Origin of the sequence: Alcaligenes sp. 13f (genome assembly GCF_020496585.1) — a bacterium.
Classification (GTDB): Bacteria; Pseudomonadota; Gammaproteobacteria; order Burkholderiales; family Burkholderiaceae_B; genus Alcaligenes; species Alcaligenes phenolicus.
In genome coordinates this window covers 108,977-134,529 of the sequence record NZ_JAHKKC010000009.1, presented here as the reverse complement: position 1 = coordinate 134,529, position 25,553 = coordinate 108,977, and the positions used below count along the sequence as shown (strand labels likewise).

The following is a 25,553-nucleotide window of genomic DNA, read 5'->3' as shown; positions in this document are numbered from 1 at the left end:
ATGGGTCCGCGTTGAGTCGATCAGCCCGGTGTGGCGGTCGAGGACTGTTCTTGCCAAAAGTCGTAGGCCAGCGTGGCGGCAGCCAAGTCTTCCAGGGCTGTGCCAACGGCTTTGAATAGGGTGATTTCGTCTGCACGACGGCGGCCAGGATGTCGGCCCCGGCATAGGTCCTCCAGCGTGGCGGCAATTTGGCTAGTCTCGAATTGCCCGGATTTAATGGGCTCCAGAATGTCTCCGGACTTCATCGGGGCTTCGTCTGTGTCAACAAATACGGTGGCACGTGTAAAGCAGGCGTCATCACTTTCACGCATGGTGGGTGTGAAGCTGCCGATCAAGTCCAGGTGAACACCAGCTTGCAGCCATTCGCCATGAATCAGCGGAGCGGTAGCCAGCGTGGCGCAGGTAATAATGTCGGCCTGGCGTGCGGCGCTCTCTAGCTCACGTGCGTGATGGGCTTCAAGGCCATTGTGGTTTAACTGCTCAACCAATGCCTGTGCATTGTCGTCATGGCGATCCCAAACCAGGACCTGACGGATGGGGCGCACGGCGCGATAGGCATCGGCCAGCAGGCTGGCGACTCGCCCTGCGCCAACCACCAGCAGAGTTTGCGCGTCTGGTCGGCTTAGCCAGCGCGCCGCCAGGGCCGAAGCCGCCGCGGTACGGCGCGAGGTGATGACATCACCATTCAACGCGGCCAGCGGCTTGCCCGTGGTGGCATCAAACAGCGTATAGGTGGAGTGCAGGCCAGGCAGCCCTTGTTGGCTATTATCTGGAAAGATGGATACGGTTTTCAGACCCAGGCGTTTGCCTGTTTGCCAGGCGGGCATCAGCAGTAGGGTGCCCGATGTTTGGCCGGCGTTGTCAATCGGGTGATTGTGCCGTAATGGCACATTGCAGCCTTCAATGAACATGGATTCAATCGCTGTTAAAAGACGATCGAAAGGTAAGAAGCGCTCAGTTTGCGCTTGATCCAGGATTTGCATGTAATCTACCATCAACGTACAGGCGAACGCCTGTGATTTTTGAGAATAAAATTTCTTATACGAAATAATATTGCCATATTGGAAAACTCTCCTTAAGGGTTTTCCATAGGTATTGCATCCTGGAAGCATTAAAACTGCCATGACCTCCCCTGATGATCCTGTCAATGTGTTGGCCGTCAAACTGAATCAGTTACGCCGTCAGGCCAAACTGACCCTGCAGCAATTAAGTGAACGATCGGGGATTTCTGCCTCGGCCTTGTCCAAGATTGAAAATGGGCAGTTATCGCCGACGTATGAAAAAATTGCCGCCCTGGCCCAAGGGCTGGATGTGCATGTGGGCGAACTGTTTGGTTCGACCTCCAAGCCCACGCCTTTGGGTCGACGTAGTGTGGCTAGACGGGGGGAGGGAGTCGTGCATGATACCCGCCAGTACATTTATGAAATTCTGCACAGCGATCTGGCGGACAAGCAATTTATCCCATTGGTGACCACCATCAAGGCGCATGACTCCAAGGCCTTTAAAACCTTGTTGCGGCATGATGGCGAGGAATTTATCTACGTGTTGACCGGAAAGGTGGTGATACACACGGATTTTTATGCGCCTTTGGAGCTGGAAAGTGGGGATTCCTGCTACTTTGACAGCGCGATGGGGCATGCCTGTATTTCCGGCGGTGAACAGGACGCCACCGTTTTGTGGGTCAGTTCACATCCGACTTTGGGCGAGTAAGCCCCTGGTCGATAACCATTTGACCAGGGTGAGTCTCGTTCGCCCTAGTCGTGCATATGGCCTAAGGCGGGGCGGTAGGTTCTTTATCGAGATGTGCGTTGACGATGTTCCTGGCGCTTGCCGTACACAAGGCCTCAAACCCGATTTACCAAATCCGGCTCAGATCCAGAGCCATTGAGCTTTTAACCTCTTCCATGACCGCAAATGTGCGGGTTTCACGGATGCCGGGTAGTTTCCAGAGTACGCGACCGGCAAAATCCCGGTAGGCGGCCATATCTTCGTGGCGGGTTTTGAGCAGGTAGTCAAAACCGCCTGCCACCATGTGGCATTCCATGACTTCGCGACGATCCTGTAGCGCCAGTTTGAACTCTTCGAATACGTTGGGTGTTGTTCGGTCCAGCAAGACTTCTACAAATACCAACATGCCTGCCTTAAGTTTGATGGGGTTGAGTCGGGCCTCGTACCCTAAGATATAACCTTCCCGTGTCAGACGTTGCACCCGAGCCAATGCTGCAGTAGGCGATAGTGCAACAGTCTCGGCCAGTTTTGTATTGGCAATACGTCCGTCTTTTTGTAGCAGTTCCAGAATTTTCAGGTCTTGCTTATCAAGCTGATGCTCGCTATCTCTCATTGGGTTTTTCACTATTTTATGATTCATATATAGTGAAAAATTCTACATGAATTTATTGATAATAGTGAAAAATCTTTCTTTTTATCAATTCATCGTGTTTTTTGCAGGGGTGGCTCATGGTCCCACAACAACGTGTTTTCGTACCGCACGCTCAGGCAGTAGAGAGTTCTTTTGCCGCTTTGACGCCTTGGTTGGAGCAATCCACCTTAAGGCAAGCGATTACTCGGGCGTGGCTGTGTCCTGAAACTCAGCTTGTACCCAGTCTGTTGGAGCAAGCCCGTTTGCCCGGTGATATGGCGGTTCGAGCCCAGGCACTGGCGCTTAGGGTGGCTGGGGCGTTGCGGCAACGCAAAACTGCCACGGGTAAGTCAGGATTGGTACAAGGTCTCTTGCAGGAGTTTTCCTTGTCGTCCCAAGAGGGGATTGCTCTGATGTGCCTGGCTGAAGCCTTGCTGCGTATTCCTGATACGCCAACCCGCGATGCCTTGATTCGTGACAAGATCAGTCAGGGCAATTGGCGGCAGCACGTCGGCAAAGGTTCGTCCATGTTTGTTAATGCAGCCGCGTGGGGCTTGATGCTGACGGGCAAACTGGTGTCCACGCATAGTGAAACCGGTATGTCGGCCTCGCTGGGGCGTTTGATCGCCAAAGGCGGTGAACCCTTGATTCGCAAAGGGGTGGATATGGCGATGCGGATGATGGGCGAGCAGTTTGTGACCGGCCAGACCATGCAGGCTGCTTTGCAACATGCTGGCTCCCTGGAGGTGAAGGGCTTCCGGTATTCCTACGATATGCTCGGGGAAGCAGCTTTGACTGCCGCGGATGCGCAGCGCTACCTGCAAGATTACGAGCAGGCTATCCACGCTATTGGCAAGGCGTCCAATGGCCGTGGTGTTTATGAAGGACCAGGCATTTCTATCAAATTGTCTGCTTTGCATCCGCGTTACAGCCGTGCGCAGATTGATCGTGTGCACGACGAACTGTATCCCTTGGTGCTGAAGTTGGCCCGCTTGGCATGCCACTACGATATCGGTCTGAATATTGATGCGGAGGAAGCCGATCGTTTGGAAATTTCCCTGGATTTGTTGGAACGCTTGTGTTTTGAGCCAGATTTGCAGGGATGGAAAGGCATTGGGTTTGTGATCCAGGCCTATCAGAAACGCTGCCCATATGTCATTGATTATCTGATTGACCTGGCTCGTCGTAGTGGTCAGCGTTTGATGGTTCGCCTGGTCAAAGGTGCGTATTGGGATAGCGAAATCAAACGGGCGCAATTAGATGGCCTGGAAGATTACCCGGTCTATACACGTAAGCCCTACACGGATCTTTCGTATGTTGCGTGCGCCCGTAAACTGCTGGCGGCACCAGAGCAGATTTATCCACAGTTTGCCACGCATAATGCCCAGACCTTGGCTAGCATTTATGAGCTGGCAGGACCCGAACAGTACCATCCAGGACAATATGAATTTCAGTGCTTGCACGGCATGGGGGAGCCGTTATACGAGCAGGTAGTGGGCCAGCCAGAGCAAGGCAAGCTGGGGCGGCCTTGCCGCATTTATGCACCTGTTGGTACGCATGAAACTTTGCTGGCGTATCTGGTGCGACGCCTGCTGGAAAATGGCGCTAATACTTCGTTTGTGAACCAGGTGGCGGATGCCAGTATTGCGCTGGATGAACTGGTGCGTGATCCCGTGTTGTTAGTTGAGCAGATGGCTGCACAGGAGGCGCAAATTGGCTTGCCGCATGCTGGTATCCCTTTGCCGCGCGATATGTATGGCGTATCCCGGCCGAACTCCTTGGGTCTGAATCTGGCTGACGAGCAACAGCTAAGGGCGCTTGCCGAAACCCTAAAGCAAGAGGCCGCTCAATCTATTCAGGCGCGACCCATGCTGGGTGTGGATACATCGTTTGATCCGGCGGCCTCTGCAGTGAAAGTGGTATCGAATCCAGCCGATCATCGTGATCAGATCGGTCAGGCCTATAGTGCAACAGAGCAGCAGGTGGAGTTGGCTTTACAAACAGCCAGCCAGTACTTTGCTCAATGGGCTGCGGTGGAGCCTGCTGAGCGTGCGGCAATCTTGTTGCGGGCTGCAGATCGAATGGAGGCGCAAATGCAGCCTCTTATGGGAATATTGGTGCGCGAGGCTGGCAAAACCTATGCCAATGCGATTGCCGAGGTACGTGAAGCGGTGGACTTCCTGCGTTATTACGCTCAACAAGTGCACGTTCAGTTTTCTAATTACAGCCATCGTCCGCTAGGGCCTGTTGTATGTATTAGCCCTTGGAACTTCCCCTTGGCTATTTTTACGGGGCAGGTGGTTGCCGCCTTGGCGGCAGGCAACACGGTGTTGGCTAAGCCAGCGGAGCAGACCTCTTTAATTGCCGCCCAAGCTGTTCATATTTTGTGGGAGGCGGGGGTGCCCCGTGAGGCCGTTCAGTTAGTGATTGGGCGGGGCAGTGTTATTGGGCCTCAGTTGACCTCGGATGATCGTGTGCAAGGCGTCATGTTCACGGGCTCTACTGAGGTGGCCCGTGGCTTGCAGGCTACTGTTGCACAACGTATTGGTCAGCATGGCGGGCCGGTGCCTCTGATTGCGGAGACGGGGGGACAAAACGCCATGATTGTGGACTCGTCTGCATTGACTGAGCAGGTGGTGCAGGACGTACTGGTATCAGCCTTTGACAGTGCTGGACAGCGTTGTTCGGCGTTACGTGTTTTGTTTGTGCAGGAAGATGCTGCAGATCGTTTGATCAACATGCTTCAGGGTGCGATGGCTCAGTTGCGAGTAGGCAATCCAATGCAGCTGGCCAATGATATTGGCCCAGTGATTGATCAGCGGGCTCAGGAGGGGATTGAGCAGCATATTGCGCTGATGCGCGCCAAGGGTCACCGTGTTCATCAGTTGAGTCTGGGGGGGGAGGCTGCTCGTAAGTTGGCGACGGAAAATGGCACCTTCATTGCTCCGACATTGATCGAGCTGCCTGATCTGTCTGATTTGCAGCAAGAGGTATTTGGCCCGGTATTGCACTTGATACGCTATCGCCGTGATCAACTGGATACGGTGCTGGAGCAGATTCGAGACACGGGGTATGGCTTGACGATGGGTTTGCATACCCGCATTGATGAAACGATTGATTATGTTGTAGCCCGTAGCCATGTGGGCAATATGTATGTCAATCGCAATACGGTGGGGGCTGTTGTTGGGGTGCAGCCTTTTGGTGGCGAAGGATTGTCTGGAACAGGGCCGAAAGCAGGTGGGCCTTTGTACTTGTATCGTTTGTTGGCGAAGCGGCCTGAAGAGGCGATCAGTCAGCCTTTTGCCACAGAGGGCAACGGTGAGTTCTTGGGTAATCCGCAAGCGCCCGCGCGGCAAGCCTTGGCCGATTGGCTGGTTCAGCATCCTGAATTGGCTCCGGCGCGTGCGCCGATGGCGTTTTTCAGTAACCAGCGCTTTGAGTTGCGTGGCCCGACAGGGGAGTCCAATACGTATCGCGTGGTGCCCCGTCAGGCGGTGCTGGGCGTGGCGGATAATGAACGAGATCGTATCGCTCAGTTGTACGCCGTGTTAGCGGTGGGCGGTCAGATGGTATGGGATGGGCATGATGCACAAGCGCGCGAGCTGCACGCCCGTCTGCCGGACGTGGTGCGTGCGGCCATTACCTTGTCGGATGATCTGGAGCGTGTCCACATCGATGCCATGCTGCATCATGGTGGGGCTACTTCATTGCAAACTTGGCAAAAACGAATCGCAGCCCGGCAGGGGCTGATTGTTAGTATTACGGCCTTAGCGCAAGGCGATCATGCTATTGCGTTGGAGCGACTGGTGCAGGAGCGTGTCTTAAGTATCAATACCGCAGCGGCTGGAGGGAACGCAAGCTTGATGACCATGGCGTAAGTGAGCCGGGGTGCATCATGCTTTGCGCGATGCACCCAAACGTTCCGATAAACGATTGGCCAGCTTGCGCATGGCTTCACCGGCACGGCGCTGAGCTGCTTCATCCGCTTCCTGGGTCAGCAAGCTAACCGCCACGCCGGCGACGGCTGCACGATTATTAGAATCAAACACGGCGGCCCCAAAGCAGTGCATGCCGTCGCGCACGCCACAGGCATCCACGGAGTAACCCAGGCGCTGCACATCGTTCAGCTCCACCATCAACTCATCCTTGTTGCGTGGACCATGCACGGTGAGCGGTTCGGGCCAGGGATGGTTCAAGGCCTGCTCCAGCTCCGAACCTGGCAAGGTGCTGAGCATGGCCTTGCCCGTTGCGGTATAGACCGCTGGCAAACGCATCCCGGCACGGAACGTGAAACCCAGCGGGCGGGTTCCGTTGCGGCAGGCAATGTAGACCACGTCTTCGCCATCCAGAATGGACAGGGTGATGGTCTCTTCAGGCAGGACGCGCATATCGTCCCAAGCGGCAAAAAACTCCTGCGTCAGATCCAGCTGAGACAGGAAGGCATTGGCCCAGCCCATCACGTGTGTACCCAGGGTGAAACTGCCATTTTCCAGCTTACGGATCAGGTGCAGATCCAGCAAGGTGGTGCACAGACCATACAAGGAACTTTTGGGCATACCCAGGCGTTTGACCAGGTCCGTAAATGACAGGGGCTCCGGCGAGGCCGCCAATTCGTCCAGTACGGTGACTGCACGTACTACAGCCGGAACCAGTTTCTTCTCTTCCACTACGACTAACTCCATAACGACACACAGGAAGTCCAATAAGCCCGGATGGACAGGGCTGAACTCTGGGAACAGGGGCAGGGTTCTGTCAGCACAGCCAGAAGCATCTCATAGGGCAATCAGCCTACAGACCAGGCGTAAAGGCCCTGAATTAGGCCAGATTTGCTGTCGGGATGCCAACTCTACATTGTGCCTTCAAATGCCCCAAAACAAAAAATACGGTGACTGATGTTCTACGGGTAAACCCGTAAGCCGATTCGTTGACGTCGCGATTTTTCGGCTCCTATAATTCTACCAAGTTCACTATAAGAGAAACAGGTTCAGCATAATGAACAATATCGCGGCATCATTGATTAGCAAACTGAAGGATCCCAGCCTGGCAAAAGATCAGTCCTGGACCGCTCAGGGTTGGGTCTCGGCAGGCGATGGCAATACCTTCGCCGTTCTTAATCCTGCTACGGGTGAGTGCCTGGCCAATGTCGCCAGCCTGGCCACAGCGGAAATCGAAGCGGTCATCAGCGATGCTGAAGTGGCCCAGCGCGAGTGGAAGGCACGTAGCGGGCACGAGCGTGCCAAGCTGTTGCGCGCCTGGTTCGATGCGCTGGTTGCCAACGCGGACGACCTGGCCACCATCATGACCATGGAACAGGGCAAGCCCTGGGCCGAGGCTCGTGGTGAAGTGCTGTACGCCGCTTCCTTTGTGGAATGGTTCAGCGAAGAAGCCAAGCGTGTATATGGCGACGTGGTCGGCCACCCCCAGGCGGACAAACGCATTGTGGTGGTCAAGCAGCCCGTCGGTGTGTGCGCTGCCATCACTCCCTGGAACTTCCCTGCGGCCATGATTACCCGCAAGGTAGCGCCAGCTCTGGCTGCGGGTTGCAGCATTATTGTTCGTCCTGCCGACCTGACTCCCCTGACCGCCCTGGCGCTGGCCGTACTGGCCGAGCGCGTGGGTATCCCTGCTGGTGTGTTCCAGTTGGTCACCGGTCAATCCCGTGTGGTGGGCGCCGCTCTGACGGAAAGCCCCATTGTGCGCAAGCTGTCCTTTACCGGCTCCACCGAAGTGGGTCGTTTGTTGATGGCGCAGTGTGCTCCAACCATCAAGCGTCTGTCGCTGGAACTGGGTGGTAATGCCCCGTTCATCGTGTTTGACGATGCGGACCTGGACGCCGCCATCGAAGGCGCCATGGCCTCCAAGTACCGCAACAGCGGTCAGACTTGTGTGTGTGCCAACCGCTTCCTGGTGCAAGACGGTATTTACGATCGCTTTGCCAAAGCCCTGAGCGAACGGGTTGCTGCCCTGAAAGTGGGCAACGGTATGGAAGAGGGCGTGGAGCAAGGTCCGCTGATCGAGCAAAAAGCCGTCAACCGCCTACGCGAATTGATTGATGACGCCGTTGAAAAGGGCGCCAGCGTTCTGCAAGGTGGCCAGCCTCATCCTCTGGGCGGCACCTACTTCTCGCCCACCGTGCTGGGTGATGCAACACCGGCCATGCGCGTGGCCCGTGAAGAATTGTTTGGCCCTGTGGCGCCGTTGTTCCGCTTCAAAGACGAAGCTGAAGCGATCGCGATGGCCAATGACACCGAATATGGTCTTGCTGCCTACCTGTTCACCCGCGACAACGCACGTGCCTGGCGCATGGGCGAAGCGCTGGAGTACGGCATGGTTGGCGTCAATACCGGTTTGATTTCCAACGAAGTGGCTCCCTTTGGTGGCGTCAAGCAATCCGGTCTGGGTCGCGAAGGCTCCCGTTACGGAATCGACGAGTACCTGGAAATCAAATACATGTGCCAGCAGCTGTAAGTTGATACATGCCCGCGCCCAGCGCAGCGAAGGGGGCCGCTCTTATATAGAGCACCCCATCAGCAGAACCCCACAATAAGCTAAATAAAGGAGACGCTATGTCTATCCTGTCTGCAACCCCACGAAAATTGACTTTGGCCCTGACACTGGCCACCGCCGGCCTGATGGCCAGCACGACTGCCAACGCTGATGATGTCAAACCCATCAAGATTGGTGTGGTGACTTTCTTGTCCGGCGCTGCTTCCGGCCCTTTTGGCGTTCCTGCCAAAAATGCCGCTGAACTGACAGCTGCCCAATTGAATGAAGGTAAAGTTCCTGCCCCTTACAACACCAAGGGTCTGGGTGGCGCACCGATTGAACTGGTTTTCATTGACGAGAACGGCGGCACCGCCAAACAGGTCAGCGAATACCGCAATCTGGTTCAGCAACAGAACGTGGACATCGTGGTTGGCTACATCTCCTCGGGTGATTGCCTGGCCGTGGCCCCCGTTGCTGAAGAGCTGAAAAAACTGACGCTGATTTTCGACTGCGGTACACCCCGCCTGTTTGAAGATGCCAGCTACCAATACGTCTTCCGTCCTGTGGCCCACGCCACCATGGACAACGTGGCTGCTGCCCGCTTTGTGCTGGAGCGCAACCCCGAGTTGAAGAGCTACGCCGGTATCAACCAGAACTACGCCTGGGGTCAGGATGCCTGGCACGACTTTGAAGGCACACTGCAAGCCCTCAAGCCCGGTGTAGAAGCCAAGACCTCGCAAATGCCCAAGCTGGGCGCTGGTCAGTACAACGCCGAAATCTCGTCCTTGATGGCTGCCCGTCCTGAAGTGATTCACTCCAGCTTCTGGGGTGGTGATCTGGAAGGCTTCGTGGTGCAGGCTCTGCCACGCGGTCTGTTCCGCAACACCCTGACCGTGCTGACCGCCGGTGAAACGGCAACACACCGTGCCAATAACCAGATCCCGACCGGCACCATCATCGGTGCTCGTGGCCCGCACGCTGCTTTCGCTCCTGACAATGAATTGAACCGTTGGTTGCGCGCCAGCTACCGCGAACAGTTCAATGCAGATCCTAGCTACCCGTCTTACAAGATGACGCAAACTCTGCTGGGTCTGAAAGCCGCTTACGAAAAAGCCCAGGCTGCCAACGAAGGCAAAACTCCTTCCACTGAACAAGTGGTTACTGCATTCGAGCACCTGACTTTCGAGAGCCCATCGGGCGACGTGACCATGTCCTTGGGTAAAGGTCACCAGGCTGTTCAAGGTACGACCTTGGGCGTGGTGAAAAACGATAAAGGCGTGATCAGCTACACCGACTTGCGTCACTTCAAACCTGAAGAAGTTACTCCACCCGAAGGCGTGAAGTCCATCGACTGGATCAAGGGTGGTCTGAAGTACTGATCCGAGCAGATGTCCTGAAAAGGACGCTGCCCTGACAATCCGGGCATGCAAGACTGTTTTTTGCATGTCCGGTTTTTACCGCCGGGCCGCTCCCAAGGTTAAGGCTCCCTGTAAGGGGGACACCGAAGGCGTCGCCAGTGGTATGTGCATTACCGCCCAGTTGCTTGCCAGGTAAAGGCTTCTCCCATAAGGAGAGGTACACCGAGTTTGCGGCGTGGTGGCATTTTTTATTCCCTTTCCACAGAAACCGACTATGTCTCTTCTTTCTGCTGCCCTAATAGATGGCATCATGTACGCCGCCTGGCTGTTTCTGGTCGCGGTCGGACTCACGCTGATCTATGGTGTGATGAAGATCCTGAACATGGCCCACGGCAGCCTCTATACCATTGGCGCCTATACCGCTGTCACCATGGTGACGCAGTGGCTCTCTACCGATCAAAGCCCATACGGCAGCTATTTGATGCTGATCCTGGCCGCGGTTATTGCCGGTCTGGTGCTGGGGCTGGTCATTGAATATGGCCTGCTGCGCTTCTTCTACCAGGAAGAACCTGTTGTCTCTTTGCTGATTACCTACGCGGTCTTCCTGATCCTGGAAGATACCGTCAAGCTGGTCTGGGGCGTGGATCCTTATGTGATCGCCGAACCTTATGGTTTGCTGGGTAACGTCGAATTCGGCGACCTGTTCTACCCCACCTACAGCTTTGTGATTGTTGTGGCTGCCATTCTGGCTGGCCTGTTCCTGACCTTGTTCCTGAAGTATTCGCGTCAAGGCCGCATCTTGCTGGCCGTGATTCATGACCGCGAAGTCAGTCAGGCCATGGGCATTAACGTGCAACGCTACTTCCTGCTGACGTTTATTGCTGGTGCCACGCTGGCCGCCCTGGGTGGCGCGCTGACGGCTCCTACCATCTCTGTCGCTCCCGGCATGGGCGTGGAAGTCATCGTGATGGCTTTCGCCGTGGTCGTGATCGGTGGTCTGGGCTCCTTGCCTGGTGCTGCTCTGGGCGCTGTGATTGTTGGCCTGGTGCGCTCTTTTGCCGTGCATTACTGGCCTGAAATCGAACTCTTCTCCATCTACGCGGTAATGGCACTGGTGTTGGCCGTCCGTCCTAAAGGATTGTTTGCTGCCGCCGAGGCCCGAAAGATATGAACAAGACCAACATTACGCTTAAGCAGGGCATGATTGCCCTGGTCATTACGGTGGCCGCCCTGATTGTGGGCTTTGGCCTGCCATCCTGGCAGTTTCTGATCACGGTGGCGCTGGCCAAGGGCCTGGTTGCCCTGGGCGTGGTGCTCTTGCTGCGCTCCGGCCTGGCCTCTTTTGGTCAAGGCTTGTACTACTGCATCGGCGCCTATGGTGTCGGTATGGCCATGAACTACCTGGACTGGCGTGAAGCCGTGATCCTGCTGCCATTTGCCGCTGCTTGCGCTGCGCTGCTGGCCTGGGTTCTGGGGTTTTTGCTGGCTCGCTACCGCGATATTTTCTTCGCCATGCTGAGCCTGGCCCTGTCCATGATCATGTACGGCTTGCTGGTGCGTAACCCCAGCCTGGGTGGCAGTGACGGCTTTAACGTGCACGCGCCTTCCTTCATGTGGGGTGCCTTTGCTGAAACCCTCTCGCGTCCAGGCGTGTTTGTCCTGACCGTGGTGCTGGTGGGTTTTGTGCTGTGGGCCATGCAAGGTTTCCTGCGCAGCCGTGCCGGTCGTCTGGGACCAGCCATCAAGGACAATGAAATTCGCGTTGAATACCTGGGTGCTTCGGCTTACCGCAATATTCACCTGAGCTACGTGCTGGCGGCGGCTCTGGCTGGTCTGGGAGGTGCCTTGTCCTCGCTGAGCATCGGTCACGTGGACCCTGAACTGGCGTTCTGGACCACCTCGGGCGAGTTCATCTTTATTGCTGTGCTGGGCGGTACTCGTAACGCTTACGCACCTTTCCTGGGTGCGCTGAGCCTGGAACTGATCCGCACACTGGCTTATCAATATGCTCCTAACACCTGGCAGATTGTCATGGGTGTCAGCATGTTGGCCCTGATTGTGTTCTTGCCCGGTGGCCTGATCAGTATTCTGAACCGTCGCAATGCAGCGGCTACCTCCAACGATTCTTCTTCACCGACAGGGGCCCGCTCATGAGTCAGTCACCCTTGATTTCTGCTAAAGGTTTGTGCAAGCAGTTTGGCGCTGTCCACGCTGCGCGCGATATGACCGTTGATATCCATGCGCAAACCATTACGGGCCTGATCGGTACCAATGGCGCAGGTAAAACCACCTTCGTGAACATGTTGACCGGCTACATGAAGCCGGACTCCGGCAATATCTTTTTTGCCGGTCGCGAGATCACGGGTTTGCCACCCCGGGAAGTGACCCGCATGGGGATCGCCCGTTCTTTCCAGATTCCTCAGCTGTTCACCTCCTTGAACGCCTTGGAAAACGTGGAAATTGCCCTGGGGGTGGCCAAGCAGCCCTTGTCCGAAGCCAGTGCGATTCTGGAGCGTTTCGGTCTGAGCGCCTTCGCCCAGTCCCAGGCAGGCACCTTGCCTGAAGGGATTCGCAAGTTGCTGGACATTGCTTTGGCCATGGTGGCCCAGCCTAAAGTGCTGTTGCTGGACGAGCCTACCAGTGGTGTGGCCAGTGACGAGAAATTTGAAGTGATGGACCGTGTCATGAAAGTGGTTCGTGATGCAGGCGTGACGGTTCTGTTTGTGGAGCACGATATGGAAATCGTGCGTCGCTACAGCGATCGCGTGCTGGCTTTCTACGACGGCACCATTCTGGCCAACGGCACTCCGGACGAAGTGCTGGCTCATGAGCAGGTCCGTGAATACATCATCGGCGAGCCGGTGGGACGCAATAAACAGGAGGCCGATAATGCTGCTTGATGTCAAAAATCTGGATGTACGTATTGGCCCCACCAGCATCTTGCGCCAGGTGAACCTGCAAGTGCGCCAAGGCCAGATCGTGGGTCTGGCCGGCCGTAACGGTGCGGGTAAAACCACGCTGATGCGCACCGTGATGGGCTTGCTGGCCGTGGACAATGGCTCGGTCATGTTTGATGGTCAGGAACTGGCCAAGATGCCCGCTTACCGTCGCACCAGCCTGGGCATGGGTTTTGCCCCCGAGGATCGCAAGCTGATCCCCGAGCTGAGCGTGGAAGAGAACATCCGCCTGCCCGCCTGGGCCTTGAAGTCCCAGGACATTGAAGAGCGTCTGGATCGCGTCTGGCGCATCATTCCTGAGTTGAAAGTATTTGGCCCACGCCGCGCCCTGCAATTGTCGGGCGGTCAACAAAAGCTGGTCGCCATTGGCCGTGCCTTGATGACGGCTGACAAGCTGCTTTTGCTGGACGAGCCTTTTGAAGGTGTTGCTCCTGCGCTGTCCAAGCGTATTGCAGAAGTGGTGGGCGAGTTGAGCAAAGAGGGCTTCAGTGCCTTGTTGTCCGGTGCTGACTTGCAGCACGCAGGCAATGTGATTGATTACACCTACCGGATGGACCGCGGCCGTATCGAAGTACCGCAGCCCGCCATACCATAAGGAGAAAGCCCATGTCGGCATTCGAGTTCAGAACCACCCCCGCTATTTATGTTGAAAGCGGAGCCGCTGCCCGGCTCGGTCAGATCCTGCGCAAGCGCTACTCGCAAGAACGCGTTTGTCTGGTGACTGACCGCTTCCTGCACGAAAGCGGCTTGCTGGATCCTGCCCTGGCTGATCTGAAAGCCAACGGCTGGACCGTGCAAGTGATTGACGATGTTATTGCCGATCCTCCAGAGCACATTGTTTTGCAGGCAACCGAGCGCGCTCGCCAGGCCAAAACGGAAATCGTTGTTGGCCTGGGTGGCGGTTCGTCCATGGACGTGGCCAAATTGCTGGCTGTCCTGCTGGCTTCGGACCAGCCCCTGCAAGAGATGTACGGCATTGATAATGTGCGCGGCTCGCGCCTGCCCTTGGTGCAGATCCCGACCACGGCGGGAACAGGCTCGGAAGTGACGCCTATTTCCATCGTGACCACCGGCGAAACCACCAAATCCGGTGTGGTGGCACCCGAGCTGTACGCTGATCTGGCCATTCTGGACTCGCAACTGACATTGGGCTTGCCACCGCGTATCACTGCGGCGACGGGTATCGACGCCATGGTGCACGCCATCGAGGCCTACACCAGCCGTATTCTGAAAAACCCGCTGTCGGACAACCTGGCCAAACAAGCTCTTCGTCTGATTGGCAGCAAGCTGGTGCACGTTTGTCGCAACGGCCAGGATGCCGAGGCTCGCCAGGACATCCTGCTGGGTGCCACGCTGGCTGGTCAGGCTTTTGCGAACGCTCCCGTGGGTGCCGTGCACGCATTGGCTTACCCGATCGGCGGTATTTTCCACGTGCCACACGGCTTGTCGAATTCGCTGGTCCTGCCACACGTTCTGCGCTTTAACGCCCCGGCCGCAGCCCCGCTGTATGCCGAACTGGCGGAAGTGCTGATCCCCGGCATCCAGGGTGATGAGGCCTCCAAGACCGAAGCCTTCATCAATTTTATGGAACAGATCGCCATTGATACCGGCATCGAGCGCCAATTGCGCGAAGTCGGCATCAAGGAAAGCGACCTGCGCCGTATGGCCCAGGAAGCCATGAAACAAACCCGTCTGCTGGGCAACAACCCCCGCGACGTGACTGAAGACGACGCATTCGCTATTTACAGCGCCGCGTTCTGATAGACCGCTAACAGCGGAAACCTTTTTGCCTGAGTCCGGTGCTGTGCCGGCTCAGGTTTTTTTTTCGTCTGCTCAATGGGGGGCTGCAACGACGCTAATAGAGATAGGGAAGAGAAATAGGAATGGGGAGTTAAGCTTCTTGATGGCGCGAGTTCCGTTTTATGCGGCAGGGCAGCGGTGCCGCGTCTGCCTGATGCGTGTCAGAACGAGCGATAAGGACGTAGCTGAGGCTAGGCTGCCTGCTTGTACAGGTCGGTTTTTGGGTTATCAGGGTTATGCTATTATTAATCATCATAAATAACCTTCAAGGAGTCTATCCATGAGCGTCCTGGTAAGTAGTCCCAGCGTCTCGACCCTGGTGGGTACGCCCAAAGAGGTTAAGGTAAGTTTGAGCAAATCCAAGGCAGAACAAGTGCTGGTGCTGGCTTTCGATCACATCAAACCCGCCGCTTTCAAGGCTTTGGCAGAGAACTTCACCAATGTAGCCTCGTCCATGTTCGAGGTCTTGCAGGAGCGGCAGGACAAGGAGTCGCTGGAGCGTCTGGCTGAAGTGCTGGTGCCCCGCACGCCACCATCGCCCCGTCTGCTGAAAGAAGCCGCCATGTTGGTTCAGGCCCGCACCGCGGTGTTGGAAAGCGGGGATTGGCTTAGTGCTGCTGATGTGGCGCAACTGGCGGGCTTAAGCACCCGCAACCCTAGCGCCCAGCCTAATAAGTGGAAGAAGCAGGGGCAGATTTTTGCCATCAATCATGGTGGCGCGGATTACTTTCCTGGCTATGGCCTGGACCCGGCTACCAGCTTCCGTCCTGCCAAACCATTGGCTCAGGTTCTGGAGATTCTGGCCGGGCATAAAGATAGCTGGGGCATGGCCTACTGGTTCATGTCCAGCAACAGCTTTTTGGGTGGCAAGCGGCCGCAGGACTTGTTGATGTCTGCACCGGAAAAGGTCATTGCCGCTGCTCAAGACGAAGTACAAGCCGTGGCTCATGGCTGAGCCAGCGTCGCCCGCGGCCGCTGATAAAAAGCACATTCCGCAGGAGGGGGGATCGGCAATCTCCGCTCCAGGTGGTGAGCTGCGTTTGACCTTGATGGAGTGGCCCAAAGGGCAGTTATTGCATCGCGTTCATCAAGATAAGTATTTGGCGACCCAGTTCAACCCAGGTATGCAGGGCAATGCCCGTTTCAGTCCAATTCAGGATGAGAAGGGCAGGGCCATTCCCACCTTGTACGGTGGCACCAGCCGCGATTGCGCCATGATGGAAACCGTCTTTCATGACGTGCCGCACGCCGCTGGCTTTAAAAGTTATGACAAGAAAAAGCTGCTGGGGCAGGTGCATTCCACCGTGCTGCTGAATGCGCCTTTGGTTCTGGTCGATCTGGCCAGTGTCCCGCTAAGGAAACTGGGTGTGACACGCAAGCAACTGATCGACACCGAAAAAGATCAGTATCCGGCAACCCGTTTGTGGGCTGCTGCGATTTATCGGCAATGTCCGCAGGCCCAAGGCTTGTGCTGGGTGTCCCGGCAGGATGATTCGGCACGGGCCGTGATGCTCTTTGGGGACCGCATTGCCAAAAGCGCCTTGAAGCCTCAAGGCCCATCCCACAGCTTGAGCGAAGACCCGGCCAGCTACGATGCCGTGCTGGATCTGGCTGAACGGATCGGGGTGCTGATCGTTCCAGGTCGCGTGTAAGCCGCCCATATTTCAGACCTAACGTCTGCTTACAAGAGCAGTTCTGTCCGGGACAGAAAGTGGGCCCTTCAGCGTACTAAACTAGCCGGGTTTCGCAGGGCATGACATGGCTTATCACCCTATGTCCTGACGCCGTCAGCAATGGTGTTCTTCCATCTGCTGTCATTGTTGAATCGATTGCTTTTTACTCTCCATGACCGCGATCTCACTTTCTTCCTTACAAAACCGGCGGACGCTGACTTTATGTCTGGCCGGTGCAGTGCTGGGCCTGCTTGAATGGGTGGCCTTCAGCAATCTGATGATGGCGCCCGCGCCGCGTGAGCATATCTGGGTGTCCTTGCTGTTGGCGGTGGGAATCTTTGGGGTGGCCTCTTTCACCTTGCTGATGCACATTTCTGTGCGCAAGGCCTTGCTGGTGTCCCTGGGGCTGGGAGTGGCCAGCGCGGCGCTGATCTTGCAGGCGCAAGGGGGATATGCTGAGGTTGCCCTTTTTTGGCGAGCCCCGCAGATGTGGGTGGCAATGGGGCTGCTGGCGACTATTACTCTGCCATTTCTTGCCATTCTGGTAGAGCGTCCACGCGATTGGGCTGATTACCGTCGCCTGTTCGAGCTGAGTTGGTCCATGGTGTGTTCCTGGGCGGTGGCCTTGTTCTTCTGCGGACTGGCCTGGGGCGTGCTGATGGCTTGCCATATGTTGCTCAGCTTTGTCGGCATTCCCCTTTTGGGGGATGTGCTGCTGGAGCCTACGGTTGCTGCTGTGGTGTCAGGTGCTTTGGTAGGGGCGGGTCTGGCGCTTGCTTCGGACTCGGATGGTGGCTATCTGTCCCCCATTCTGTTGCTGAAACTGCTGCGTTTGCTGACCCCTGTTTTGCTGGTGGTGATGGTGGTGTTCATCGTCGCCTTGCCCTGGCGTACGGGTGAGGGCTTGCCACTGGCCGCCCTGTGCGTGGCGGCTGTTCTGGGGGCGTCGACTCTGGTGTCTTCTGTTGTTGCGGACGAGGACACGAATGCCAGCGCAAACCCTTTATTGCGCGCCTCGGCCCGTTTACTGGGTTTTGTCATGCCCGTGCTGGCAGGTGTTGCCTTGTGGGCGATAGGGGAGCGAGTTGCTCAGTATGGTTGGACCCCAATTCGTGTTCTGGTAACGACGGCAGCGCTGGTGGCGGCGGGCTATGGTTTGAGCTACTTCTGGGCTTCCTGCCACCCTCAAAACTGGATGGCGCGAGTACGTCGCTCCAATGTGGGGATGGCGTTGGCCCTGATAGTGCTGGCCATTATCTGGCTGCTTCGCATCGGCTCTCCCGAAGCAATCTCGGCGGCTTCGCAAGTGGCTCGGCTTGAAGCCGGTACGCTAAGCGCAGATGACTTTCCGGATACGGAAATGAGAATGTATTGGGGACTGCCAGGGCAAAAGGCCGTGGACTATGTGGTTGAGAAGAACTTGCTGGTCGGGAAGTCCGAGGATAAGCCTGAGGAGGCTGTGCCGGATCAAGAGCTCGAAGTCTGGGACATCGGTGAGGACAAGGCGCGGCAGATGCTCTTGGGCTCTTTGCCCAGCTCTCCGGCTGACCATCCTTTACGTCAGTCCTTTATCGAAACCTATCCAGGTTGGGACATCGCCTATCTGGCCAAGGCTTGCGAGACTCGAACTCCGGGTAACCACGCCGGTTGCTTGCTGGTATTTGTGGATTTGTTGCCGGGCGAAGCGGGAGACGAAGCGATTGTTCTGTCGGTCAACAACCCCATGAATAATGGTGCTGTCTTTGTGCAGACCGCTAATGGGGAATGGGAGAAGGCGACCGCTTTCACGCCCGGTTTGTCGCTGGATAATATGGGCGCCGTCATTGATGGCATTCACGCCAAGGGAGCGGTCATTGAGCCCGCGCCTTTCAGTGTCTTGAAGTTGCCGGACGGCGGCTTTATAGGTGCAGCTCAGCGCCCTTGAGGGCAGGGCGCTGATAGGGCGATCAGTGGTGGTGCCTTTGGGTTGAAGGCATCACGGCTGGGCCGCAAGTCGCAGAGCAGGCTTCAAGGAGGCGGCCAGCATCTGCCCGTGGTTCAAGTCGCTGAAGTTTTCGTAGCTGACGTTCAGCCCTGCATCCTGCAAATGCTTGGCCATATCCTGTGCGGACCATTGAGCCGCAGCATTGCTCATGGAGGTACTGCGGCGCTGCCCGCCCACCATGATGGCAATGCGCTTGTCCTTGGCCAGCGTTGTATCAAAAGCCTGAGCCGTCTTGACCAGAATCCCGTCATACCACCACAGGGAGGGATCGCCCGCCACGTAGCGCTGGTACAGATCAGGATGGGTGAACAGGGTGTGCAAGGCGAACAGGCCGCCGTAAGAGTGGCCCCACAGGGTCTGGCGGGAGCGATCAATAGGCTCGCGTTCTTCCACGGCAGGCTTGATGTGGGTTTCTATATAGTCCAGAAAAATATCTGCACCGCCGCCTGAACGGCCCCGTACTTCCACAGGTTTGCTGACGCCGTTTTCCGTAACGGGAGGCGTGTAGTCGAAGGCGCGGGCAATCACATCGTGACGCGCTTCGGTGTCGTAGCCAATGGCAACCAGGACCGGGGCAGACAAGGCGCTGATGGCTTTCAGGTCGTCCACATCAATACTGGCCATGGCGGCATTGCCATCCACCATATAAATCACCGGATGACCGCGTGCGGGGGCGGGGCGGTTCGGGGTGCCTATCTGTATTTTGTAGTGCCGCTTGCCATCTTCCGAGGACATGATCAGCGTCTCGAAGCGGTACAGGCTTTGTTGCTGATCCACGATGGTGGGCCCCACTGATTCGTTCCAGGGGCGGGTAGTTTGTTGGGCTTGGGCGGGAAGTGTGCAGGCCAGGCAGAGCGTGGCGGCACTGAGCAGAAAGCGGGGCAGGAGAGTCTTCATCAAGGTCAGATTGCAAAAAGCTAAACGGGAATCATTCTTGATTATAGGGGGTGCTGACAGGCAGAAAACACTTACCGGACAATAAATCGTATCTATATGATGAGGGCGCTACTGCTCAGCTGTCGATGACCTATTGCTGGTTATTTGGAGCTTGCAAATTGCTATCAGGTCTTGGCTGCCTGTTCTTGTGATGGTGCAGCCACGAGAGAGGAGTGTATAGAGTGTGAGGCTGGTAGCGAAGCGGATATAAAAAAAGCCCGGATCAGCGTTGAGCCAGTCCGGGCGTTTCTTTACAGGGCCTGATCGGGCAAGGCGAAGGGGTTCAAGCCCGTGCGACCATAACCTTCTTCGGTCGCAGCATCGTCCAGCACCAGGCTGGCCAGGTCATCGGCGACGCTTTCTGCTGCCGCATCGCGTTCCTGTGAGATGACTTTCAGATAGCTATGGCAGTGACCACAGCTTTCTGCACGGACGACCGCCTCGGTCGTTTCAAAGCTCAGATAGTCCAGATCGCCGGCGTCGGCGCAGTTCGTGCACTTAGCACGAACCATATGCCATTCACACTCGCACAGGGAGCAGTGCAAGTAGCGCAAGCCTTGGCGCGTGCCTTTGTGGATCAGGCTGGCAACAGGGGCGCCACCGCAAACCGGACAACTGGCAGACTCTTCCTTGCTGTTTGCAGGCAAGGGAAGAGCTCGTGCGGCCAGGGCAACTTCCAGAGACAAGGCGGCCCATAAAAACGGAGCCAGTGCCTGGGAGACGGCGTCGAACTGGTTTTGTGCCAAGGCCAGGCCTGCCTCGCGACGTGCCTGGGTGCTCATGGCGCGCAGCGCATCCAGATGAGGGCTGATGGCGGGCGAGGCGCTGTGAGCAAGCTGCTCCAGCAAGGAGTCCAGATGCGCTGTCCAGGCACCCTGACGAGCAATGGCAACAGGATCGACGGCATCGGCATCCGATTGGGCTTGTTCCGAAACCTGGGCCTGTGCCTGAGCAATATCGGCAGCCAGCTGCAGATAGGCCTCAAGCTCATGGCCTTGAGCCAGCTCGCGCAGACGGGCTGCGCGGGCGGTGTACAGCTCGTGCAGTTCGGGCCGCAGGATGGGATCAAAATGCCGGGTGGAGGCTTCCGACGGCACGGAGCGGACGATAGGGATTTCGTTCATGCCTTGCCTTCCTTCGCATCTTTTTTTGCAGCCTGCAATTCATCATGCCAGCGGTCGTGGTGATGACGTATCCAGGCTTTGGAGACATAGCCGGTCACCATGCCGGTGATGGAGCCGCGCACCCAGATCGCCAGATAGATATGGCCCAGAATCAGCAAGATCAAACCAATTCCGGCGACCGAGTGGATCAGGATGGCCAGGCGCAACACGGGAATGCTGAAGAACTCGGCAAAGTACGCGCGCCACATGATCAGGCCCGATACCAGCAGCGTGACGATGGACAGCATGATCAGCCAGAACAGCACTTTCTGACCGGCATTGTATTTACCGATACGCAAAGGTTGCTTGGCGTTGTTCAGGATCACGCCTTTGACATTCCGGAACCAGATCAGGTCGGTTTTTGCCGGCAGGTTGTACTTCACAAAACGCACAAACATATAGCAAAGGCCAACGAAAACCGCGATCCCTAGAAAGGGATGCAGGACGCGGGCCAGTTGCGGTGTGCCCAGGAAGGAACTGAGCCAGGAAAAAGAAGGGTAAAACCAGGACAGCCCTGACGTTGCGGCCAGAAAAAAGCAGAGCACCACTGCCCAGTGGCACAGTCTTTCGGGGAATTTGGTGCGCAGAACAAGATTATTTTTCTTGGCCATGATCGCCTCCTTCAGATGCCTTTGCCTCTGTGTCCTCGTGGTCCTCGTCAACACTGTTCGGGCCTACGCCAATAAAGTGTGCTGCCATCCCTGCGACAGCCACGGCGCCTGCCACCGCTGCAGCGGGTTTGAGCACATCTTTCCAGCCACCGACCACCGAGCTGATGTGCGGGTCTTTGGGCAGACCGGCATAGCGCTGGGGATCGTCCGCGTGTTGCAGCACGTACATGACGTGGGTACCACCTACGCCTTGCGGGTCGTAGAGGCCAGCGTTTTCATAACCGCGCTCGTTCAGGTCCTCGATACGGCTCAAGGCCAGATCTTTCATTTCCTGCTTGGAGCCAAACGCAATTGCGCCGGTGGGGCAGGTTTTGGCGCAAGCGGGTGCCTGGCCCACGGTGACGCGGTCCGAACACAGGGTGCACTTGTAGGCTTTATTGTCTTTCTTGGAAATGCGCGGCACGTCGAACGGACAGCCCGCCACGCAGTAACCGCAGCCCACACACAGGTCGGACTGGAAATCCACAATGCCATTGGCATATTGAACAATCGCACCGGGAACCGGGCAGGCTTTCAGGCAACCGGGGTCTTCGCAGTGCATGCAGCCGTCCTTGCGTATCAGCCATTCCAGCTTGCCTGCTTCGTCCTCGTGTTCGGTAAAACGCATCAAGGTCCAGCTGTCGGGGCTCAGGTCGCTGGGGTTGTCGTACACACCGACGTTTTCCTCGACCTGACCACGCAAGTCGTTCCACTCATTGCAGGCCACCTGACAAGCCTTGCAGCCGATGCAGATGGACACGTCAATCAGCTTGGCCACTTCCATCTGGTGGTCACGCACCTGCGGGGCAGGCGTGACCGAGTTGGTGGCCGAACGGCGCACTATATTTTGCGAATTCATGCCGTGGCTCCCTTCATTTTCTCGACATTGACCAGAAAAGCTTTGAACTCCGGTGTTTGCGTATTGGCATCGCCTACGCCGGGGGACAGCGTATTGGCCAGGAAGCCCTTGCGGGTTTCACCTTCAAAACCCCAGTGGCAGGGGATACCAATTTGCTGCACTTCCTGGCCGGCAACGGTCAGGGTGCGCATGCGCTTGGTCACCACGGCCTTGGCGGTGATGTAGCCGCGCTTGGTCGTGACTTTGACGGTGTCGCCGTGACGGATGTCTTTTTCAGCGGCCAGTTGCTCGCCAATTTCCACAAACTGTTCAGGCTGCAACATGGCATTCAGATAGGAATGCTTGGTCCAGTGGCGGAACAGTTCGGTAATGGAATAGGTGGTGGCCACATACGGATAGTCGTGACGATTTCCCATGCGCTCGGCATCGTTGGACAGAATCCGTGCCGTTGGGTTGTGTGTCACCTTTTCGTGCAGCGGGTTCTTGGCAATCGGGCTTTCTACCGGCTCGTAATGCTCCGGGAAGGGACCGTCATTAATGCCTTTTTCCGAGAACAGGCGGCCCAGACCTTCGGGCAGCATGATGAACGGCGCAGCAGGGCTACCGGGAGGCAGGTTGGCCGGGAAGTCCGGAATATCGGCCCCGGTCCATTGCTTGCCATCCCAATGCAGGATTTGACGTTGGGGATCCCAGGGATTGCCCATCTCATCCATGGAGGCACGGTTGTACAGAATGCGCCGGTTGGCCGGCCAGGCCCATGCCCAGCCGGGGGTGTTGCCCAGGCCCGTATCGGTATTGTCCCGATTGGCCATCTGGTTGCCTTTCTCTGTCCAGGAGCCGGCAAATACCCAGCAGTAGCTTTGCGTGGTGCCGTCATCGCGCAGTTGCGCGAAGCTGTCCAGCAACTGGCCCTTGCGCAGAATCTGCTTGCCGTTCTCGTCGAAAACGTCAGCCAGCGCATAGCCATTGGCCTCTTTGGCCACTTCTTCCGGATGCGGGAAATACGGGTCGTGATAGGTGTCGGCGTCCCAGGTCATGCTCAGGACTTGCTCGGGACAGGCACCGCCTTCTTCTTCGTACAGACGACGCAGCTCCATCATGATTTCGCCCAGAATATTGGGGTCATGACGGGCCAGCCCTGGAGGTTGCTGCCCGGCGTAGTGCCACTGCAACCAGCGGCCCGAGTTCACGATGGAACCGTCCTCTTCAGCAAAACAGTTCGATGGCAGGCGGAACACCTCCGTCATCACTTCTTCTGTCTTGATGTCGTTGAACTGGCCTTCATTGCGCCAGAAGTTCGAGGTCTCGGTGACCAGCGGGTCCACAATAACCAGGAACTTCAGCTTGGACAGAGCCTTGGACGTCTTGTTCTTGTCCGGCATCGCGGCCAGCGGATTAAAGCCCTGCGCAAAGTAACCGTTGACCTTGCCTTCATACATCATGTCGAAGTAGGCCAGCATGTCATAGCTGCGATCCCACTTGGGAAGCAGGTCAAAGGCAAAATCGTTGGCTGGCGTGGCGTGCTTGCCGTACAGGTTCTTCAGCAAGGAGATGAAGAACTTGGGTGTGTTTTTCCAGTAGTTCACCTGACCGGGCAACACATCCTTGGGCGTGGTTTCTTCCAGATACTGCGCCAGCGTCTGCTGATTGTCCGAGGGCAGGTTCATATAACCTGGCACACGCAAGGACAGCAGGCCCAGGTCGGTATAGCCCTGGATATTGGAGTGGCCGCGTAGGGCGTTCACGCCGCCGCCAGCCATGCCGATATTGCCCAGCAAAAGCTGGATCATGGCAGCGCCACGAATAATCTGTGCGCCACCCGTGTGGTGCGTCCAGCCCAGCGCATACAGCCAGGTCAGGGTTTTGTTCTTGGCCGAACAGGAACCAATGATTTCGGCAATCTGCAGGAAATCGGCCTGCTTGACGCCGGTAATGTTCTCCACGACTTCGGGCGTGTAGCGGTCCACGTGGGCTTTCAACAGCTGCAGCACGGAACGTGGATGCGTCATGCTCATGTCGCGCATCACTTCGCCGTTCTCGTCCACCGCATAGGTCCAGGAGGACTTGTCGTACACCTTGGTTTGCGGGTTGAAGCCCGAGAACACCCCTTCGTCAAAGGTGAAGTCGTCGCGCACGATCAGGGAGGCGTTGGTGTAAGAGCGCACGTACTCGTGCTGAATCTTGTCGTTCTCCAGCAGCCAGCGCACCATACCCATCAAAAAGGCGGTGTCCGAGCCAGCGCGGATGGGCGAGAAGATGTCCGCCACGGCCGCCGTGCGGTTAAAGCGCGGGTCCACCACAATGACCTTGGCCTTGTTCTTGATCTTGGCCTCGATCACCCATTTGAAACCGACCGGATGGGCTTCGGCAGGGTTGCCGCCCATCACAATCACCACGTTGGCGTTCTTGATGTCCACCCAGTGGTTGGTCATGGCACCGCGCCCAAAGCTGGGGGCCAGGGCCGACACGGTCGGGGCGTGACAGAGCCGCGCCTGGCAGTCGATGCCCAGCATCCCCAAGGCACGGGTAAATTTGAAGTCCAGCAGGCCGGTTTCGTTGGATGCGGCCGAGGAAGCCAGAAAGCCCGAAGATAGCCAGCGGTTCACAACCTGGCCTTTCTCGTTCTTGGCAATGAAGTTGGCGTCGCGGTCGTCTTTCAGCAAACGGGCGATGCGTTTGGTGGCTTCGCTCCAGCTGATCTTGACCCATTCTTTGGAGCCTGGCGCCCGGTATTCGGGGTGCAGCAGGCGATTCTTGGAGTGGATCATGTCCAGCAGGCCAGCGCCTTTCGGGCAAAGCGAGCCACGGCTGACCGGGTGATCCGGGTCGCCTTCAATGTGAAAGATACGGGGTTTCGCATTCTTGGAGCCATCGCCCATGGAGTACATGAGGATGCCGCAACCGACTGAACAGTACGTACAGTTATTGCGAGTTTCTTTGGCGCGCAGCAGTTTGTAGGGCCGGACGGCGGCAGGAACTTGAGCGGCGGCTGTCGAAAGTCCCATCGCGGTAGCTGACAGCGCAGCTGCCCCAGCACCAAGAATTTTGAGAAATTGACGCCGACCAAAACTTGGCACGGTGTTATTCATGAAGGATTCTTCTTGCAAAAATAAGTGTCGGCAAAAGGATCACTAATTGCCGGGGCGGATTATAGCAGCATGCTTATAGGGTGCCCGGCTATTGGCATATAGGTCCTTGAAAAGGCAATAGTTGTGGCATAAAGGGGAATGTGGAAGTCGCCATATAATTGAGAATGTGTGCTATTCTCATGTGGCCTATTCCACCTTTTCCCGCCATCCGCGCCATTCAAGAATTATTTGCGGGCCTG

General features: G+C 56.8%; 20 protein-coding genes. 12 read left to right on the top strand and 8 right to left on the bottom strand.

All coding sequences use genetic code 11. From position 1 onward, the window contains the following. Positions 1 to 20: 20 nt before the first annotated feature. A complete protein-coding gene (locus KOE80_RS09875) occupies positions 21 to 983 on the bottom strand; it encodes an ornithine cyclodeaminase family protein (RefSeq protein ID WP_226349022.1) in 963 nt (320 codons plus the stop codon). Positions 984 to 1,122: 139 nt separating this feature from the next. On the opposite strand from KOE80_RS09875, the gene KOE80_RS09870 reads away from it, so the two are divergent. After that, positions 1,123 to 1,710, top strand: coding sequence for a helix-turn-helix domain-containing protein (locus tag KOE80_RS09870; protein WP_226349021.1), 588 nt, complete (start codon positions 1,123 to 1,125; stop codon positions 1,708 to 1,710). A 145-nt stretch (positions 1,711 to 1,855) separates the two neighbouring features. Here the strand turns inward: KOE80_RS09870 and KOE80_RS09865 are convergent, their stop codons facing one another. Further along, complete coding sequence (locus KOE80_RS09865; protein WP_226349020.1) at positions 1,856 to 2,341, bottom strand: Lrp/AsnC ligand binding domain-containing protein; 486 nt, start codon at positions 2,339 to 2,341, stop codon at positions 1,856 to 1,858. 116 nt (positions 2,342 to 2,457) lie between these two features. On the opposite strand from KOE80_RS09865, the gene putA reads away from it, so the two are divergent. Next, the gene (gene putA / locus KOE80_RS09860; RefSeq protein WP_226349019.1) at positions 2,458 to 6,237 is read left to right on the top strand and encodes a trifunctional transcriptional regulator/proline dehydrogenase/L-glutamate gamma-semialdehyde dehydrogenase; all 3,780 of its coding nucleotides are present in this window, start codon (positions 2,458 to 2,460) and stop codon (positions 6,235 to 6,237) included. A gap of 15 nt (positions 6,238 to 6,252) precedes the next feature. Here putA and KOE80_RS09855 read toward each other — a convergent pair whose 3' ends face one another. Beyond that, a complete protein-coding gene (locus KOE80_RS09855; protein ID WP_086061154.1) occupies positions 6,253 to 7,026 on the bottom strand; it encodes an IclR family transcriptional regulator in 774 nt (257 codons plus the stop codon). A 325-nt stretch (positions 7,027 to 7,351) separates the two neighbouring features. Between KOE80_RS09855 and KOE80_RS09850 the strand changes: the two genes are divergently transcribed. From KOE80_RS09850 to KOE80_RS09805, 10 genes are all read left to right on the top strand, one after another. Next, complete coding sequence (locus KOE80_RS09850; protein ID WP_083053199.1) at positions 7,352 to 8,827, top strand: NAD-dependent succinate-semialdehyde dehydrogenase; 1,476 nt, start codon at positions 7,352 to 7,354, stop codon at positions 8,825 to 8,827. Between the two features lie 98 nt (positions 8,828 to 8,925). After that, positions 8,926 to 10,224, top strand: coding sequence for an ABC transporter substrate-binding protein (locus KOE80_RS09845; protein WP_035272059.1), 1,299 nt, complete (start codon positions 8,926 to 8,928; stop codon positions 10,222 to 10,224). A gap of 253 nt (positions 10,225 to 10,477) precedes the next feature. Then, positions 10,478 to 11,374 (top strand): branched-chain amino acid ABC transporter permease, encoded by an 897-nt coding sequence (locus KOE80_RS09840; protein ID WP_035272061.1) that lies wholly within the window; start codon positions 10,478 to 10,480, stop codon positions 11,372 to 11,374. After that, on the top strand, positions 11,371 to 12,357 hold the full coding sequence (locus KOE80_RS09835) for a branched-chain amino acid ABC transporter permease (RefSeq protein ID WP_021446921.1): 987 nt from the start codon (positions 11,371 to 11,373) through the stop codon (positions 12,355 to 12,357). Before KOE80_RS09840 ends, KOE80_RS09835 begins: the two co-directional genes overlap by 4 nt. After that, entirely contained in the window at positions 12,354 to 13,103 is a 750-nt protein-coding gene (locus KOE80_RS09830) for an ABC transporter ATP-binding protein (RefSeq protein ID WP_009459230.1), read from the top strand. The genes KOE80_RS09835 and KOE80_RS09830 overlap by 4 nt, the downstream gene beginning before the upstream one ends. Further along, positions 13,093 to 13,755, top strand: coding sequence for an ABC transporter ATP-binding protein (locus tag KOE80_RS09825; RefSeq protein ID WP_083053200.1), 663 nt, complete (start codon positions 13,093 to 13,095; stop codon positions 13,753 to 13,755). The genes KOE80_RS09830 and KOE80_RS09825 overlap by 11 nt, the downstream gene beginning before the upstream one ends. Positions 13,756 to 13,766: 11 nt before the next feature. Then, positions 13,767 to 14,921 carry an iron-containing alcohol dehydrogenase gene (locus tag KOE80_RS09820; RefSeq protein WP_021446920.1) on the top strand — a complete coding sequence of 385 codons (1,155 nt, stop codon included), beginning with the start codon at positions 13,767 to 13,769 and terminating at the stop codon, positions 14,919 to 14,921. A 319-nt stretch (positions 14,922 to 15,240) separates the two neighbouring features. Continuing rightward, entirely contained in the window at positions 15,241 to 15,915 is a 675-nt protein-coding gene (locus KOE80_RS09815) for a hypothetical protein (protein ID WP_226349018.1), read from the top strand. Continuing rightward, positions 15,908 to 16,612, top strand: a complete 705-nt coding sequence (locus KOE80_RS09810) for an RES family NAD+ phosphorylase (RefSeq protein WP_226349017.1) — start codon at positions 15,908 to 15,910, stop codon at positions 16,610 to 16,612. Before KOE80_RS09815 ends, KOE80_RS09810 begins: the two co-directional genes overlap by 8 nt. A 193-nt stretch (positions 16,613 to 16,805) precedes the next feature. Continuing rightward, positions 16,806 to 18,557, top strand: a complete 1,752-nt coding sequence (locus tag KOE80_RS09805) for a DUF4153 domain-containing protein (protein WP_226349016.1) — start codon at positions 16,806 to 16,808, stop codon at positions 18,555 to 18,557. Positions 18,558 to 18,608: 51 nt separating this feature from the next. Here the strand turns inward: KOE80_RS09805 and KOE80_RS09800 are convergent, their stop codons facing one another. From KOE80_RS09800 to fdnG, 5 genes are all read right to left on the bottom strand, one after another. Then, positions 18,609 to 19,514, bottom strand: coding sequence for an alpha/beta hydrolase (locus tag KOE80_RS09800; protein WP_226349043.1), 906 nt, complete (start codon positions 19,512 to 19,514; stop codon positions 18,609 to 18,611). Between the two features lie 290 nt (positions 19,515 to 19,804). Beyond that, entirely contained in the window at positions 19,805 to 20,677 is an 873-nt protein-coding gene (gene fdhE / locus KOE80_RS09795; protein WP_226349015.1) for a formate dehydrogenase accessory protein FdhE, read from the bottom strand. After that, the gene (locus KOE80_RS09790; protein ID WP_203145569.1) at positions 20,674 to 21,327 is read right to left on the bottom strand and encodes a formate dehydrogenase subunit gamma; all 654 of its coding nucleotides are present in this window, start codon (positions 21,325 to 21,327) and stop codon (positions 20,674 to 20,676) included. The genes fdhE and KOE80_RS09790 overlap by 4 nt, the downstream gene beginning before the upstream one ends. Then, entirely contained in the window at positions 21,311 to 22,225 is a 915-nt protein-coding gene (fdxH, locus tag KOE80_RS09785) for a formate dehydrogenase subunit beta (protein WP_115633962.1), read from the bottom strand. The genes KOE80_RS09790 and fdxH overlap by 17 nt, the downstream gene beginning before the upstream one ends. Continuing rightward, complete coding sequence (gene fdnG, locus KOE80_RS09780; RefSeq protein ID WP_226349014.1) at positions 22,222 to 25,314, bottom strand: formate dehydrogenase-N subunit alpha; 3,093 nt, start codon at positions 25,312 to 25,314, stop codon at positions 22,222 to 22,224. The genes fdxH and fdnG overlap by 4 nt, the downstream gene beginning before the upstream one ends. Positions 25,315 to 25,553: the final 239 nt, after the last annotated feature.

Excerpts from the sequence above, each read along its gene's own strand:
- KOE80_RS09850 (WP_083053199.1), top strand. The coding sequence starts at position 7,352 with ATGAACAATATCGCGGCATCATTGATTAGCAAACTGAAGGATCCCAGC.
- KOE80_RS09830 (WP_009459230.1), top strand. The coding sequence starts at position 12,354 with ATGAGTCAGTCACCCTTGATTTCTGCTAAAGGTTTGTGCAAGCAGTTT.
- fdxH (WP_115633962.1), bottom strand. The coding sequence starts at position 22,225 with ATGAATTCGCAAAATATAGTGCGCCGTTCGGCCACCAACTCGGTCACG.
- KOE80_RS09840 (WP_035272061.1), top strand. The coding sequence starts at position 10,478 with ATGTCTCTTCTTTCTGCTGCCCTAATAGATGGCATCATGTACGCCGCC.
- fdnG (WP_226349014.1), bottom strand. The coding sequence starts at position 25,314 with ATGAATAACACCGTGCCAAGTTTTGGTCGGCGTCAATTTCTCAAAATT.
- putA (WP_226349019.1), top strand. The coding sequence starts at position 2,458 with ATGGTCCCACAACAACGTGTTTTCGTACCGCACGCTCAGGCAGTAGAG.
- KOE80_RS09815 (WP_226349018.1), top strand. The coding sequence starts at position 15,241 with ATGAGCGTCCTGGTAAGTAGTCCCAGCGTCTCGACCCTGGTGGGTACG.
- KOE80_RS09820 (WP_021446920.1), top strand. The coding sequence starts at position 13,767 with ATGTCGGCATTCGAGTTCAGAACCACCCCCGCTATTTATGTTGAAAGC.
- KOE80_RS09835 (WP_021446921.1), top strand. The coding sequence starts at position 11,371 with ATGAACAAGACCAACATTACGCTTAAGCAGGGCATGATTGCCCTGGTC.
- KOE80_RS09845 (WP_035272059.1), top strand. The coding sequence starts at position 8,926 with ATGTCTATCCTGTCTGCAACCCCACGAAAATTGACTTTGGCCCTGACA.
- KOE80_RS09875 (WP_226349022.1), bottom strand. The coding sequence starts at position 983 with ATGCAAATCCTGGATCAAGCGCAAACTGAGCGCTTCTTACCTTTCGAT.
- KOE80_RS09810 (WP_226349017.1), top strand. The coding sequence starts at position 15,908 with ATGGCTGAGCCAGCGTCGCCCGCGGCCGCTGATAAAAAGCACATTCCG.
- KOE80_RS09790 (WP_203145569.1), bottom strand. The coding sequence starts at position 21,327 with ATGGCCAAGAAAAATAATCTTGTTCTGCGCACCAAATTCCCCGAAAGA.
- fdhE (WP_226349015.1), bottom strand. The coding sequence starts at position 20,677 with ATGAACGAAATCCCTATCGTCCGCTCCGTGCCGTCGGAAGCCTCCACC.
- KOE80_RS09825 (WP_083053200.1), top strand. The coding sequence starts at position 13,093 with ATGCTGCTTGATGTCAAAAATCTGGATGTACGTATTGGCCCCACCAGC.
- KOE80_RS09865 (WP_226349020.1), bottom strand. The coding sequence starts at position 2,341 with ATGAGAGATAGCGAGCATCAGCTTGATAAGCAAGACCTGAAAATTCTG.
- KOE80_RS09805 (WP_226349016.1), top strand. The coding sequence starts at position 16,806 with ATGACCGCGATCTCACTTTCTTCCTTACAAAACCGGCGGACGCTGACT.
- KOE80_RS09800 (WP_226349043.1), bottom strand. The coding sequence starts at position 19,514 with ATGAAGACTCTCCTGCCCCGCTTTCTGCTCAGTGCCGCCACGCTCTGC.
- KOE80_RS09870 (WP_226349021.1), top strand. The coding sequence starts at position 1,123 with ATGACCTCCCCTGATGATCCTGTCAATGTGTTGGCCGTCAAACTGAAT.